This is a genomic window from Chitinophaga varians (assembly GCF_012641275.1).
In the GTDB taxonomy this organism is placed as follows: domain Bacteria; phylum Bacteroidota; class Bacteroidia; order Chitinophagales; family Chitinophagaceae; genus Chitinophaga; species Chitinophaga varians_A.
On the sequence record NZ_JABAIA010000002.1, the window covers coordinates 1870831 to 1885279 of the forward strand.

The window sequence follows — 14449 nt, forward strand, 5'->3', positions numbered from 1 at the left end:
AAAGCAGGCATTATGCCGAAAAAAAACCGTAATACAAAACGTAGCCCAGGGCTTCAGCCCTGGGACAACGGAAATGTTATGCTCATCACGCCTGCGCGATCAAAAGCTCAATGCAATTTTCGTAAACAGCCGTATGCCGTTAAAGCCCATCTGCACGGCATCCCAGGGTCCGCCTGTTTCGCCGTCATAGGCTGACAGTTTAGCGCCGGGGACATAGCCAAGGTCGGGGTGTACATTGAAGATGTTGTCTGCTCCGAGGAACCAGCTGACATGGGAAGAGAAACGATAGCTGGCGTACAGGTCGGTAACGGCTTTGCCTTTATAGTTGAACTGTTCGGGAACCAGAGTACCGTCTTTGTCCAGTGCGACGAGGGGGCTGATGCCGGTGCCTTCCAGGTTAGGATCGCCGGGCAGGCCGGTGCCTTCTTTGGCGGGGTCGCCGGCGAAGCCGTAACCCAGCAGTACGATTTTACCGAAGTAGGTAACGCGGGCGCCTACACTGACTTTTTTGATGCCGTATTCCACATTAAGGCCCAGCTTGGCCGGTGGGGCGGAGGCCAGCACAAAGTGTTGTTCTCTTTCGCTGAAAAATTCGCCCCGGTGAAGATAGCTGTCGTTCAGTTTATCGGGCACATTGATTTTATCGATGTTCATGTGTTGAATGTTACCGGTAAACAGTATGCGGAAGTGCTGGTTGTTCCATTTTTTGTTGTAGTCTACCACCATGTCGAGGCCGTAGTTGGTGGTGTTGACGGCGTTGGCAAAAAACTGTGCATTGTCGATGTGGAGGGCTTTCAGCGCGTTCTGAAAGTCTTTGTCCAGCGTGGAGTCGCCGGCGTTGAACTGTCCGGACAGTACGATGCGGTCTTTTACTTTTACCAGGTAACCGTCCACGGTGATGGTAAGATCAGAAATGGGTTTAAGGGAGAAGCCGAGGCTGGCGTTAACGGATTTTTCCTGTTTCAGGTCCGGGATGCCGGCGGCTTTGGTAATTGGATTATTGTTGGGCGCTATTTTTACTTCGGTGATGCGGCCACCCTGTACGTTAGTGAATTGTGAACTGTAGTTGATCTGTTGCAGGGAAGGGGCGCGGTAGCCGGTGCTGACGGAGCCGCGGATATTAAATCCCGGTGCTGCTTTAAAGCGGGCCGCCAGTTTGTAGTTGCTGGTAAAGCCGAAGTCGCTGTAGTTTTCCACTCTTACGGCGCCGCCCAGCAGGAATCTGCGGGTAATATCCCATTCGGCATCTACAAATCCCGCGAAATTGGAGCGGTCTGCTTTTACCACGTCCGTGGGGCGATAGCCGGGAAAGCCCTGTGCGCCGGTGGCCTTGTTGAAGGTGGGATCGTAGTTGGTGTAGGAGGCTTCTTCGCCGGCGTATATTTTGTATTGTTCATAGCGGTATTCTGCACCGATGGCCAGGTTGAATGCTTCGCCGATGTGTGGAATATCTTTGGAAAAAGTGAGGTTGGCCGTGTTTTGGGTGAAAGAGAAACCACCATCTTTAAAATGGGTAGGGGTACTGCTGCCCAGGGAGGCGTTAAAGGTTTTGTCGCCGAAGAAACGGAAGTCATTCCTGCCGAAAGTATTGCTAAGGTCCCATTTCCAGTTGTTACCGGTGCTGCCTTTTACGCCTGCTGCCAGGGAGACGTCCTGTATATGCGTTTGTATGTGTGGATTATAAACGGTGTCGGGCACATCGCCGGGGGTAGGAATGCTTTCCATAATGCCCGGGTAAAATATCAGGCTGCCGTTGGGGCTGGTGGGAAACCTGTCGGCATGCCCGCTGGAAAGCGGATTGAAACCGTGGAATGTTCTCGTATAGGCGTACGCGTCAGACGATTTGTAATTGTAGCCGCCGAAGGCATACACGGTAGTGTTGCTGCTGCCTACTGGCACTTCCATGTTGACCATGCCTCCTCCGGAAGTAACGGAGCCGTCGCCATGGGCGCGGCGGCCGGTATTGATGGGCAGGCCGTTTGTGTTATTAAGGTTAGTGTCCAGCACCTGGCGGAAGGTTTTACCCTGTCTCAGGAAATTACCGGAGAAATTGATAAAACCGTTGTGTTTACCGATAGGCACGCCGTAATTGGCGCCGAGGGTAACGGTGTTACCATCTATCGCGTTATTGTATTCATATTGTTGTAATTCACGTTTGAAATAGGTGTTGTATTTATGGTCGTAGTAACCGGCATAACCGGCGTTGAAAGTCAGGTGGTTGACGTCTTTTTTCAGGATGATGTTGATAACGCCGGCGATGGCGTCAGAGCCGTATTGGGCGGAAGCCCCGTCGCGGAGTATCTCCACGCGGTCGATGGCCGCTTCCGGGATGGCATTGAGGTCGGTGCCGGAGTTACCGCGGCCGCGGGTACCGAATACGGACACGAAAGCGGTTTGGTGCCGTCGTTTTCCGTTGATGAGCACCAGGGTCTGGTCCGGGCCCAGCCCGCGCAAAGTGGCGAGGTCTATCTGGTCGGCGCCGTCACTGCCGCTTTGTTTGTTGTAATTAAAAGAAGGCGCCGCTGCATTGAGCAGTGACGTCAGTTCCATTTTGGCGCTGGGCAGTCCTGCCTGGTTAACGCTGATCACGTCTACCGGTACAGGCGTTTCCGTTTTAGCGCGGCCACCGCCGCGGGTGCCGACGAGTACGATCTGTGTCAGCTCGGTGGCAGTGGAAACAAGCTGGATGTTAATCTCCGTACGGCCGTTTACGTTGGTTTCCACCGTGTTAAATCCGATGGCGCTGAATTCAAGGCTTGCGCCCGCGGGCACATCCAGTTGATAGATACCATCCTTGTTGGTTTGCGTGCCTTTGGCAACAGACTTGATTCTGACGGTGATGCCTTCCAGGGGAGTGCCGGTGGAAGCATTTGTTACCTTACCGGTAACATGTTGATTTTGGCTGAATGCAGGGGAGCATAGCAGGATGCTGGTTAAAAAAAACAGGAGTTTGAGGTGCATAAGAGGGGACTTTCCTTTAATTTAAGGAAAAAATCCCATATAGTCCTTTTTTATTATAATTATAGTTTGATGCCCGCTTTCCGGTAGATAAAACTCAGCAGCCATGCCGGACCGATGAGCAGAAACTGCAGGTCTTTAAAAAAGCTGGGTTTGGCGCCTTCTATCTTATGGCCGATGAACTGCCCGATCCATGCCAGCACAAAAATGATAAGGGCTACCAGCCAGACGGGCGAGCCGGTGGCTGCAATCAGCCGCCACAGCCACAAACAAAGGATGCCTATGATAGTCATGCCCACTGCCAGCGAGGCCGACAGCCGTACATAATAAATGATGAGCAATACCAGCGCTATCTGCGCTACTGTCAGCACTGTCCTTGTACCGGGCAGCGGAATGCGGATAGCATATAAAAAGCCCACAATACTGAAGAATATAGCCGGTACACAAATCCAGTGAATGAGTTTGTTGGTCTCGTTGCGATGACTGGTGCCGTAGTCATCCAGCCATTGTTGGATCGTTTTCATGGTGGAAGCTGTTTTACGCTGTTACTAATATAATTTATTTGCCGGTGATTATTACCTGCTTCACTCCGGTGCAACAGAAAAAAGCGGACCGTTTCGGTAGACTGTAGCGTGATCGCAGGGAGTCGTTTAATCGTTGACGTTATGGTATTACTAAAAAGCGGCAGCAGGTTATTGCCGTTGCGCAGGTGTTTTTTTAGTGGATGATTGAATTACGATGGCTCCGGCGGCGGCCTTTGTGCCGTAAAGTGCCTTGGCGGTGACCTCTTTTAGGATGAGGATCTGGGCAATGGTTGCGGCGTCGATGGATTCCAGTGTGCCTTCATATACTTTGCCATCCAGAATAATGAGTGGCAGTGTTGCAGCGTAGCTGCTGAGGCATCTGCAACCGGTCCATTTCCTGGTGGTGTCTCCCGGGTTACGAGGGAGCCCTGTCACTACAGGGGTGGGAGGCCGTTCTGATTTTACCTCGTCCGTTATTGTTTTCCGGATGGCGGTCTGATCGGGATTTCGGTTAGTCATCGACGTGGGCAGACCACTGGCTGATTGACAAAATCCGTGCGTGAGCACGCAAAAGCAGCATAGTAGTAACAGCAATATATGTTTCAAGGCAAAGGGCATTTAACGGGTTATCGTTTAAGTTAACAATTATCGATAACTTTCCCCTACAAATCTTACAAAAGCATGGAAACCATTGGATTTATCGGTGCCGGTAATCTGGGAACGCCGATCGTGACCAACCTGTTAAAAGCAGGCTATAAAGTAAAAGTATACAACCGTACCCGTGAGAAGGCGCTGCCACTGGAAGCGCTGGGGGCGGAGCTGGTGAGCAGCCCGGCGGCGGCGGCGGTGCCGGGAGGTATTGTGATCAGCCTGGTGGCCGACGACAAGGCGGTAGAGAGCGTGGCGGGGGATGAGTTATTACAGGCCCTCGGTCATGGCGGTATTCACGTATCGATGAGCACTATTTCGCCGGATACTTCCCGTGTACTGGCAGCACATCACCAGAAGCAGGGTGTTACCTATGTGGCGGCGCCGGTGTTTGCCCGTCCGGAAGCGGCGGCGGCGAAGGTGGGCAATTCGGTGATATCCGGTCCTGCGGCCGCTAAAGAAAGGATAAGACCTTTACTGGAAGCCGGCTTTGCCAAAAATATTTTTGATTTGGGGGAAGATGTGGGAAGTGCCAATGTGCTGAAGCTGATGGGCAACTTTATGATTGCCGGGGCTATCGAAATGATGGCGGAAGCTTTTGCTTTGGGAGAGAAAAACGGCGTAGACCCGAAAGTGGCTTATGAAATGCTGACCACCACCTTGTTTGCGACGCCCATTTTCCGTGGTTATGGCAGCATGGTGATAGACCGTACGTATGTAGGTAATCCGGCTTTCAGCGCTCCGCTGGGATTAAAAGACATGAACCTGGTATTGCAGACTGCTACCCGTTCTCATACCCCGATGCCACTGGCCCAGCTGGTACAGTCCCGGCTCATGACCGTGGTAGCGCGGGACGTAAAAGATGCTGACTGGACCGCCCTGGCAATGGGTGCGCTGGAAGATGCCGGCCTGAAGAGCTAGTTTTTGCTGACTGCCAGTTCCCCTGCCTGACGGGTGGTGTTCCGGTGCATTTCGCCCCAGGTGCACATATGCTCCAACAAACTTTCGAGTGACCGTCCCAGTGGGGTTAATTCATATTCCACGCGGGGCGGCACTTCCGGATAAATAATCCGTTTTATCAGCTGATCATTTTCCAGCTCTCTTAACTGCAGCACCAGCACTCTCTCAGATATACCAGATATAGATTTTTTCAGTTCATGGTAACGCATTTTGCCTTCCAGCAATCGCCAGAGGATGGTCGGTTTCCATCTTCCGCCAATCACGGAAAGGGTATGGGCTGTCTGGCATAAGCCATTGAGTATCCGTTCATTGATCGCATTCGTTGAGTTTTCTTTCCGCATAGATACTGGTTTGTTTCTGATCATAAATATACGATTTCACGGAACGCTATCCCACAGGATAGTGCTTTCCTTCCGGTAACTCTACTATAAAACATTATTGAATATCTATACGTTTGTATATCATAAAACTGTTCACTATGAAAATTGTTCCACTGTTGGGGCGTATCCTGTTTGCGCTCATCTTTGTAATGTCAGGTATCAATCACGTTGGCGGCGCCGGCGCCGACTATGCAGCAGCTTCCGGCGTACCGGCAGCTAACATTATGGTCCGGTTGGCGGGGTTACTTTCGCTGGTAGGCGGCCTGAGCGTATTGCTGGGCTATAAGGCCAAAATCGGGGCATGGCTGGTCGTGATATTCCTGGTGCCGGTCACATTTGCCATGCACAAATTCTGGGGTATACCTGATCCAATGGCAGCACAGATGCAGATGGCCATGTTTATGAAAAATGTGGCACTTATAGGCAGTGCACTGCTGATCGCTTACTTCGGCGCCGGGCCACTGAGTATAGACAATAAATCATAATTATTTATATCAAAATGAAAGGCTGTCTCCTGCGAGACAGCCTTTTTTTGAAATTCAGGGTAACATGAATGGTGAAAGTGGGTATAGGGACGATAGCTTTATTTGGTTTCTGAATCGGCGGAAGGAGAAGCATTGGCTATCGTCGTTTGTTTGTTGGATATCTCTTCCAGTAATTTCAGTCCCAGCAGTCCGCTGATAGGGCCGTTAGCGCCTTCACCGCCACCAATCAGCACATCCGGCATGATGCGGATATGTTGGTTGCCAATAGCTTCCATCACTTTTAACCGGGTGAAGTTTTCTCCGCCCATGGCTTCCACCGCGAGTTTATAGGATTCGGCGCTGGACTGGCCGATAGCGAGGATTTTTTCCGCTTCCGCTTTACCGGTAAGGGATATTTTTTCCGCTTCCGCTTTGGCTGTCCATTCGGTGCGGTCTGCATCGGCTTTGGCAAGGAGCCTTACTTTCTCGGCTTCACCACTGGCCAGCAGTTTCATCCTGTCGCTTTCCGCGGTGGCCTGCAGGCGTACGCTGTTGGCGTCACCGGTGGCTTTTTTCACAGAGGCGTCTGCGATTCTTTCCGCGATGAGCACGCCCTGGTCTGCCTTCACGATCTCTTTCTGCATTTCTGCCACCGCTGTTTCCTTTTCGAGCGACTGCCGTGTTTCCTGTGCCTGGCGCTGTGTTTCGTAGGTTACTTTTTGTTCTTCCGCAATTTTACGGTCGGTCAGTGTTTTCATCAGGCTTTCTGGTGGCACGATGTCGCCGATAAGGGTGTCTACACCGAAGACGTTGTACTGGTCCAGCACCTGACCAATGTGTTCTTTAGCTGCGTTCTGCCTTTCCTTACGGCTGGTCAGGAAACTGATCACGTCAGCGCCCTGGGCGGAGTTGCGGAAGTAGTTGCCGATGGTGGGTTCCAGTACCTGTGTGACGAGGTTGCTCATATTACCAAAGCGGGCAATCACTTTCGGTGCTTCCGTAGTAGGGATGTGAATGATTTGTGATACATCAAGGTTGAAAGTAAAACCGTCCTTGCTCCGTACAGTGATGGTGGAGAGGTTTTTGTCGAGCTGGTGCGCTTCGCTTCTGGCGGAGGCCCAGTTGAGCACCAGGTTGGTGGTAGGCACCAGTTCCACTTTCATGATGTACGGGTTGATCGGATATTTACCAGGACCTAACGGTTCAGCCCATACGCCTTTGGTGCCTTTCGCCACGATGTTGCCGTGTTTGAATTCAACGCCGCTGATGTCTACACCGTCGCTGCCCACGAAAGAGATCACGACGCCTACGTGGCCGATGGCTATTTCCGTCATGCGAACGATCTCCATTTTAGCGAACCAGGGGTTGATAAAATAGGAACCTGCGAGGATGACTTGCTCTTGTAATCCTTTATAGCCGCCTTTTTCGAGGAAAGCGTCCACATCCTGGAAGTTGTTGTGCTGCGGGATGGTTTTACCGGCGATCGCGCCGACCTCGAGGGCTTTCCCTTCCAGCGTGGTCACAATACCGACGGCATTTTCCGGGATGGACACCATATCAGTGATTTCCACCTCAAAGATGAATGTGTTGATACGGTAAGAGCCGGGTGTCATAATACCTGTCTGCCGGCCTTTGCAGCCGCCGTTTTCGAGGAAGGCCACGGTGTCCTGGAACATGTCACAGCTGACTTTGCGGGCGAGGATCGAGCCGGTAGGTAGTTCTGCGCCGTCTTTTGCCAGCACCAGTCCTATTTTACCGGTGGGAATAATGGTAAAAGGCTGAAAGGTGATGGCGTATTGCCACATCCATTTCCAGAAATATACGCCGGGGGCCAGTGTTTGCGCCTGAAAGCCGGCTTCGCCCTGAGTGGCCAGGATGCGCCCTTCAGGCAGTTCCTGTTTACCAAACAGCACAAATTTTTTCGTTACGAGACCAATACGGTCTTCAGGGACAATGACAACGCCGAAGAATATACGAAGAATGACTTTGTACATAATCAGGCATAGAATAGGCAGGCCAATGAGCAATGCCCATTTTAATACAGGGGTGTTTTCCATGTTGTTGGTATTAGATGTTTAGGTATGTGCGTATGAAGATTACAGACAAGGCACGGCGATGCCATAACGGCACAGAAAATACAGTGGTACAGCAATAGTCATTCGGCGATATAAAACGCCGTTAAACAGCCGGTCAGTTGCCCGAAAAATAGTTTAGCAGGTTGGGGGAGAAGTGTTGAAGTTGGTCGCTATGTAGTCTGTCAGGTTAATGCTGAACAGGAATTGACGGAGTGCCATCGTGATGTTGATTGAGGATGTAAAAATGGATATAATTTTTCATCCGTCAAAATGCCCTGCTGACAGGCGATTAAACGGATTGATAAAATGATGGACGCAGTGGCCTTGTTTTTTTCACGGTTGCAAAAAAGGGTGATTTTATTGATGAAATTTTCAAAAAAGAGCGGTGAAATATATTTTTCCCTTATTTACTGCGGGTTACAGCGGATGAGGCTTCCGGATATATAAGGTCACGCCGGATGTTTTAGGTGTCGGTCTTTTGTTGGCGATGTCCGGGCGCTTCTTGTAAAGCGGCTATGCTCCTGGCCTTTGTAATCGAAAAACGTTGCGGCCGGAATTGATGTTGGTTGACTGACTTTCCGGTGATAGGGAATAAGAGTTATTTGTAAATGAACGTCCGGTGTACCAAAAACGCACAGGTTACTATTTTTTATATTTCTATTATATTGATTTTTAGTATAATAAGTAAGTGGCATTTTTATTGGCTTTTGGGGAACGTTCTTTAGCTTAACACTTAACATTGCACCTGTTATGTTTAAAAATTACCTGAAAACAGCCTGGCAAAAATTACGCAGCCATAGGTCATATGCTGTAATTAACACGATCGGGTTAGCAGTGGGCATTGCTGCTTGTCTGCTTATTTTTATATTGATTCGATATGAAACCAGCTTTGACAATTTTCATCACAACAGGGACCGCATTTACAGGGTAGTGTCGGCAACCCAAACGCCGGCTGGTATAAACTATTCCATGGGCAGCGCTTTTCCGGTGGCGGAAGCATTGCGGCTTGATTATCCTCAGCTGGAACAGGTGGCACGCATCTATGAAAGAAAGGGGAAACAGGTAGCAGTGGTAAACGATAACTCCCACGGCACTACGAAAAAGTTCAAGGAAAATATATTCTTCGCCGAACCGCAGCTGTTTGACATTTTTAATTTTCCTTTCCTGTCCGGAGACGCAAAGACCGCCCTGTCAGAACCCAACACAGTGGTGCTTACGCAGGCTATTGCGGAAAAATACTTTGGAGACTGGCATGCGGCCCTTGGGCAATTCATCAGGTATGATAACAGCCAGGTTTGCAAAGTAACAGGCATTCTGAAAAATATCCCGGCTAACACAGATTTTCCCGTGCAAGTGGTTTTTTCCTTTAAAAACGCCGGGCAGGAGGATATCGCTAATGACTGGGTCAGCCAGGATGGATCGTTAAATACTTTTGTCGTACTTCCCCGGAATATGACAGTGCCACATTTTGATGATAACCTGAAAGAATTTGTAAAAAAACACACGCCTCCTGAATATAGCAATCAGGGGTATTTATTGCAGCCGTTAAGTAATATCCACTATGAGAGTGCGTTTGGGACCTACAGCGGAGCCACTTTCAGCAGGGAACTGATTACCGCGCTCAGTTCAATAGGTTTGTTCCTGTTGTTGATTGCATGCATAAACTTTATCAATCTGTCTACAGCCCAGATCGTAGGCCGGTCCAAGGAAATTGGTGTCAGGAAGGTTTTGGGAGGCAGCAGGGCGCAACTGATCATACAGTTTCTGAGTGAAACATTTCTGATCACGCTTATTTCGGTAGCGATAGCTGTTTTAATAGCGTTGCTCGTAATACCATTGCTTAACAATCTTCTGCAAACACCGCTAAAAATACAGCCTGATCTTTCTTTGGTGGCGTTTCTTTTTAGCATCACCATTGCTGTTACGCTTTTGTCGGGTATTTATCCTGCGATTGTCTTGTCCGGATTTAATCCTGTCACCGCGCTGAAAAGTAAGTTTACCAACAGGGCTACCGGGGGACTTTCCCTGAGAAGGGGACTGGTGGTTTTCCAGTTTGCCATTGCACAGGCTTTGATCATTGGGACATTCATTGTTGTCAGTCAAATGGATTTTTTCCAGCATACAGACATGGGTTTTGATAAAGACGCCATTGTAATGGTACCTATCCCCAACGACACGGCCCGTCAGGCAAAAATGGAGACATTAAAGGCCCGGCTGCAACAACAGGCCGGTGTTAAAAGCGTGAGTTTAAGTGCTTTCAGTCCAATGGACCTGGCCAGTTGGCAAAGTGATTTCAGGTTTGATAACGCTTTAAAAAAATCGGGCTTCATGACGGACCTGAAATGGGCGGATGCTGACTATTTTAAAACGTATAATATCCGTTTCATCGCAGGAGCGCCTTATAACCAGGCCGACACTGTCGGCGGGTTTGTGATCAACGAGATGATGGTGAAGAAATTAGGCTTTAAGAATCCTGAAGATGTTCTTGGGAAAAAAATTGACTTTTGGGATGGCGCTATAAAGGCGCCGGTGGTAGGGGTCGTGAAAAATTTTAACGGGCAGTCGCTGAAGGATGAAATGATGCCGATGGTGCTTGCCTCATACAAAACAACATACCGCCTAATCAATATCAAGATGGAAGCCGGGCATATGGGGCAAACCCTGGCCGCCATTGAGCGGATTTGGACCGGGGCCAGTCCTGATTTTATATACGAATACCAGTTCCTCGATGATAAGATTGCCAGCTTTTACAAGCGGGAAAGCCAGCTCTCGCAGTTGTACAAGATATTTGCAGGCATTGCCATTTTTATTTCCTGTCTTGGCTTGTATGGCTTTGTGTCATTTATGGCAGTACAGCGTACCAAAGAAGTGGGCATCAGGAAAGTATTGGGCGCATCTGTCATCAACATCGTTTACCTGTTCTCCAAAGAGTTCACGTTGCTGATAGGCATCGCGTTTTTAATTGCTGCGCCGCTGGCTTATTATTTCATGCATCAATGGTTGCAGCATTTTGCCTACCGGATAAATATTGGTGTCGGTATATTTTTACTGACTATTCTCAGTGCGGAGGTGATTGCGTGGCTGACTGTCGGCTACCAAGCGGTGAAAGCGGCGGTAGTGAACCCGGTGAAGAGTCTCAAGGCGGAGTAATCAGGCTGCGTCAACCGTCGACGGCCGGAGCCCTCAGAGAGTGTGTGCTCCGGCCGTTACTGTTTCAGCGTTATGACATATTATTGGTATAGCGGACGAGAAACTTTTGTCGTGTTGGGCTTTAATACCCGGGTGTCATTATCGGAATAAAAATGCGGGTTTTGCGTGCAATGGTCTGGTGTTTCAGGCCAGTGATGTACGGTAGCGGCTTTGAGGTATATCAGAAGGGGACTGCTGTTGAGGCCGGGAAGCAAACCAACATTTGGAATGTTTTCTCACACGTTGAGCCCGAAGGTATAAATCGATGTTTGGAATGTTCTCTCACACGTTGAGCCCGAAGGTATAAATCGATGTTTGGAATGTTCTCTCACATGTTGGACCCGAAGGTATAAACCGATATTTAGAATGTTTTCGCAGCGCTTGAGCAGGAGTGGCAAATGACATTTAAGCAATCGTTTGCAGTACTGTTGGCGCAGTCCGGGATAATTTGACAGGTAATTCTGCCCGGGCCGGCCGCAGGATTGATATTTTTCTTTTTGCATTTTCAAAAAAGAGACTATATTGAGACTCATATTTTCTCTTTGCTAAAACGATTTATTTGACATTGTCAACCAAACAATCTTATATTTGTCGAAGCTAAAACGATTTAGCCTTTTATACTTTTAAAACTGTTTATGAAAAGTTCCATGGCATTAGGAATTGATATCGGCGGGTCTCATATCACAGCAGCATTGGTGAACCTGGAAAAAAGAACAATTGATACGGATTCCTGGCACCGTACGCGCGTCGACTCACAGGGCAGCGCAGCCGAAATAATTGACGCATGGGCGGTCGTGATCAATGACGCTTTTAAGGATACACCTGCCGGCGACCGGTACATTGGTATTGGTATGCCCGGTCCTTTTGACTATGAGCTGGGTATCAGCCGGATGAAAGACCAGCATAAGTATGACGCGCTCTATGATCTCAACGTAAAGAATATGCTGGCGGCCAAATTGGAGCTGGACCCATCCAGGATACGTTTTATCAATGACGCAGGTTGTTTCCTGCAGGGAGAAGTGTTTAGTGGCGCGGGACGCAATTATCAGCATGTGATTGGCCTCACCCTCGGCACCGGCCTCGGCTCCGCAACTTTCCACGGCGGCCTGGCACAGGATGCTGACCGCTGGTGCACACCCTACCGCGATGGCATCGCAGAAGACTACCTGTCAACCCGCTGGTTTGTGAAAAGATACCAGGAACTGACTGGTAAAACAGTGAAAGACGTAAAAGAACTGACCACCTATATTCATACAGACGCTACTGTTCAGCAGATATTCGACGAATTCGCCTTTAATCTGGCGACCTTCCTGACCGGTTTTATCCGTGATGAATCACCGGAAGCCATCGTTATCGGAGGTAATATTGCACAGGCTGCAGACCTGTTCTTTCCTGCTGTCACACGTGAACTGGCGAAACACAACTACCATTTGCCATTGCTGGTTGCCTCTCTCGGCGAACAAGCCGCTATCCTCGGCGCTGCCAGCATCTGGTACGAATAATATATTTAATGATGATTGATGGGTTTGCTTATGGTGAGGTGAGTTATGCCTCCTGCTGTCAGTAGCCCCCGCGGTAGATGAAAAAGCCCTTTCCGGGAGCAATAAGCGTATCTGATACGCTTTGTGGCAGGGCATCTGCATAAATTTCTCCCTAAAGACCATAAAAAAAATGGCGGGCTTTTTCATCTCCCTAAATCCAATATAAAAAGCCGGTATTCAGACAACCATGTCCGCGCCGGGCTTCATTTTGCTTTATATATAGCTGCGCAGGCCATCCTCCATGGCTAACGTCCTCCTTTTGCCGTTTATCACTATTTTCAGCCGCTCCGCTTGCAATTGCCCTACCGACTTTCTATCTTACCCAAACATCAACCAGGAACTTGTTTTTTACAGTGAATAATTATCCAGTGAACTAACGGAGATCAATACACGTACACGTATTCAATCAAACATATATATGGCAAAACAAAACAGCGATTCAAGGCGGGCGTTCCTTAAAAATTCCCTGGGAGCGCTTGCTGCATTCACGATTGTTCCAAGGCATGTGCTGGGACGTGGCTATCTGGCACCCAGCGATCAGCTGACCAAAGCCGTGATCGGCACCGGCGGCATGGGCCGCGGCCACTTCGGCTATGCCGGCACCCGCGTGGTAGCGATCTGCGACGTGGACCGCAATCACCTCAAACTGGCCATGGACCAGCTCGGCGACAAAGGCGTCAAAACTTTCTCCGACTACCGTGAAGTCATTACCCTCCCTGAAGTGGACATCGTCCACGTTGCCACTCCGCCGCACTGGCACGGAATTATCGCTGCCGACGCCGCCCGTGCAGGCAAAGATATCTGGTGCGAAAAACCCATGACGGCCACCATCGGCGAAGGTAAACGCCTCGTGGAAGCGGTACAGCAACATGGCCGCATCTTCCGTCTCAATACCTGGTTCCGCTTTGAAGACCGCTTCTATGGCATGGGAACAACGGTCAAACCAATCAAAAAACTGGTGGAAAGCGGACTGCTTGGCTGGCCGCTGAAAGTCACCGTCAGCAAACATACCGGCTTCGACTGGAAATTTTTCTGGGTGGGTAAAACCAATCTGGAAACAGTAGCCGTTCCCAAAGAACTGGACTATGATATGTGGCTCGGGCCCGCACCGTTCCGCCCCTATAACCCCCACCGCGTACACCAGACCTTCCGCGGCTACTGGGACTATGATGGTGGTGGCCTCGGCGATATGGGCCAGCACTACCTCGACCCGGTACAATATTTCCTCGGTAAAGACGATACCAGCCCGGTCAGCGTGGAAATAGACGCGCCACAACAGCATCCCGACGCGGTAGGCACCTGGAGAAGGATCACCTACACCTACGCCGACGGATGCCAGATCATCCTGGATGGCGAAGGCAAAGACGAAAAAGCCGCCTACATCGAAGGACCAAAAGGTAAGCTGTACCCCGGCTTCAAATCCGATATACCAGACCTGGAGAAAAAACTGGCCGCATTCCCTGACCCGCTGCCGCAACAGACCGACTTTGTGGACGCTGTGAAGAACAGGAAAAAATTTGCGCTCAACGAAGAGAATGGCCACCGTTCCTGCACCCTGGTGAACATGGGCAAAATAGCGCTTCGCCTGAACCGCTCCCTCAAATTTGATCCGGTGAAACAGGAGTTTATCGATGACGCCGGCGCCAATGCCCTGATATTCCAGCCCATGCGCGGCCCCTGGACCATTTAGTCATTTCAATATTTAAATAT

The 14449-nt window shown here is 49.8% G+C and carries 10 protein-coding genes; 5 read left to right on the forward strand and 5 right to left on the reverse strand.

Features of this window, described 5'->3' with window-relative positions:
• Positions 1-99: 99 nt before the first annotated feature.
• The 3 genes from HGH92_RS22390 to HGH92_RS22400 all read right to left on the reverse strand — a co-directional run bounded on the left by HGH92_RS22390 (position 100) and on the right by HGH92_RS22400 (position 4001).
• Positions 100-2961, reverse strand: a complete 2862-nt coding sequence (locus tag HGH92_RS22390) for a TonB-dependent receptor (protein ID WP_168872968.1) — start codon at positions 2959-2961, stop codon at positions 100-102.
• Between the two features lie 59 nt (positions 2962-3020).
• Positions 3021-3482 carry a DUF962 domain-containing protein gene (locus HGH92_RS22395; RefSeq protein WP_168872969.1) on the reverse strand — a complete coding sequence of 154 codons (462 nt, stop codon included), beginning with the start codon at positions 3480-3482 and terminating at the stop codon, positions 3021-3023.
• 168 nt (positions 3483-3650) lie between these two features.
• The gene (locus tag HGH92_RS22400; RefSeq protein WP_168872970.1) at positions 3651-4001 is read right to left on the reverse strand and encodes a hypothetical protein; all 351 of its coding nucleotides are present in this window, start codon (positions 3999-4001) and stop codon (positions 3651-3653) included.
• 162 nt (positions 4002-4163) lie between these two features.
• Here HGH92_RS22400 and HGH92_RS22405 point away from each other — a divergent pair, with 162 nt between their 5' ends.
• The gene (locus HGH92_RS22405) at positions 4164-5051 is read left to right on the forward strand and encodes an NAD(P)-dependent oxidoreductase (RefSeq protein ID WP_168872971.1); all 888 of its coding nucleotides are present in this window, start codon (positions 4164-4166) and stop codon (positions 5049-5051) included.
• Here the strand turns inward: HGH92_RS22405 and HGH92_RS22410 are convergent.
• A complete protein-coding gene (locus HGH92_RS22410) occupies positions 5048-5431 on the reverse strand; it encodes a winged helix-turn-helix transcriptional regulator (protein WP_168872972.1) in 384 nt (127 codons plus the stop codon). The two genes, HGH92_RS22405 and HGH92_RS22410, sit on opposite strands and share 4 nt — an antisense overlap.
• 137 nt (positions 5432-5568) lie before the next feature.
• On the opposite strand from HGH92_RS22410, the gene HGH92_RS22415 reads away from it, so the two are divergent.
• Positions 5569-5955 carry a DoxX family protein gene (locus HGH92_RS22415; RefSeq protein WP_168872973.1) on the forward strand — a complete coding sequence of 129 codons (387 nt, stop codon included), beginning with the start codon at positions 5569-5571 and terminating at the stop codon, positions 5953-5955.
• A gap of 98 nt (positions 5956-6053) precedes the next feature.
• Here HGH92_RS22415 and HGH92_RS22420 read toward each other — a convergent pair whose 3' ends face one another.
• Positions 6054-7991 (reverse strand): SPFH domain-containing protein, encoded by a 1938-nt coding sequence (locus HGH92_RS22420; protein ID WP_168872974.1) that lies wholly within the window; start codon positions 7989-7991, stop codon positions 6054-6056.
• A gap of 768 nt (positions 7992-8759) precedes the next feature.
• Here HGH92_RS22420 and HGH92_RS22425 point away from each other — a divergent pair.
• The 3 genes from HGH92_RS22425 (at position 8760) to HGH92_RS22435 (ending at position 14429) form a co-directional block, all read left to right on the forward strand.
• Positions 8760-11159, forward strand: coding sequence for an ABC transporter permease (locus HGH92_RS22425; protein ID WP_168872975.1), 2400 nt, complete (start codon positions 8760-8762; stop codon positions 11157-11159).
• Positions 11160-11833: 674 nt separating this feature from the next.
• The gene (locus HGH92_RS22430; RefSeq protein ID WP_168872976.1) at positions 11834-12700 is read left to right on the forward strand and encodes an ROK family protein; all 867 of its coding nucleotides are present in this window, start codon (positions 11834-11836) and stop codon (positions 12698-12700) included.
• Between the two features lie 457 nt (positions 12701-13157).
• Entirely contained in the window at positions 13158-14429 is a 1272-nt protein-coding gene (locus tag HGH92_RS22435) for a Gfo/Idh/MocA family oxidoreductase (protein WP_168872977.1), read from the forward strand.
• Positions 14430-14449 lie beyond the last annotated feature (20 nt).

What these genes read in the sequence shown, in the direction of transcription:
- HGH92_RS22390 (WP_168872968.1), bottom strand. Translation starts at nt 2,961, where the DNA reads ATGCACCTCAAACTCCTGTTTTTTTTAACCAGCATCCTGCTATGCTCC.
- HGH92_RS22395 (WP_168872969.1), bottom strand. Translation starts at nt 3,482, where the DNA reads ATGAAAACGATCCAACAATGGCTGGATGACTACGGCACCAGTCATCGC.
- HGH92_RS22400 (WP_168872970.1), bottom strand. Translation starts at nt 4,001, where the DNA reads ATGACTAACCGAAATCCCGATCAGACCGCCATCCGGAAAACAATAACG.
- HGH92_RS22405 (WP_168872971.1), top strand. Translation starts at nt 4,164, where the DNA reads ATGGAAACCATTGGATTTATCGGTGCCGGTAATCTGGGAACGCCGATC.
- HGH92_RS22410 (WP_168872972.1), bottom strand. Translation starts at nt 5,431, where the DNA reads ATGCGGAAAGAAAACTCAACGAATGCGATCAATGAACGGATACTCAAT.
- HGH92_RS22415 (WP_168872973.1), top strand. Translation starts at nt 5,569, where the DNA reads ATGAAAATTGTTCCACTGTTGGGGCGTATCCTGTTTGCGCTCATCTTT.
- HGH92_RS22420 (WP_168872974.1), bottom strand. Translation starts at nt 7,991, where the DNA reads ATGGAAAACACCCCTGTATTAAAATGGGCATTGCTCATTGGCCTGCCT.
- HGH92_RS22425 (WP_168872975.1), top strand. Translation starts at nt 8,760, where the DNA reads ATGTTTAAAAATTACCTGAAAACAGCCTGGCAAAAATTACGCAGCCAT.
- HGH92_RS22430 (WP_168872976.1), top strand. Translation starts at nt 11,834, where the DNA reads ATGAAAAGTTCCATGGCATTAGGAATTGATATCGGCGGGTCTCATATC.
- HGH92_RS22435 (WP_168872977.1), top strand. Translation starts at nt 13,158, where the DNA reads ATGGCAAAACAAAACAGCGATTCAAGGCGGGCGTTCCTTAAAAATTCC.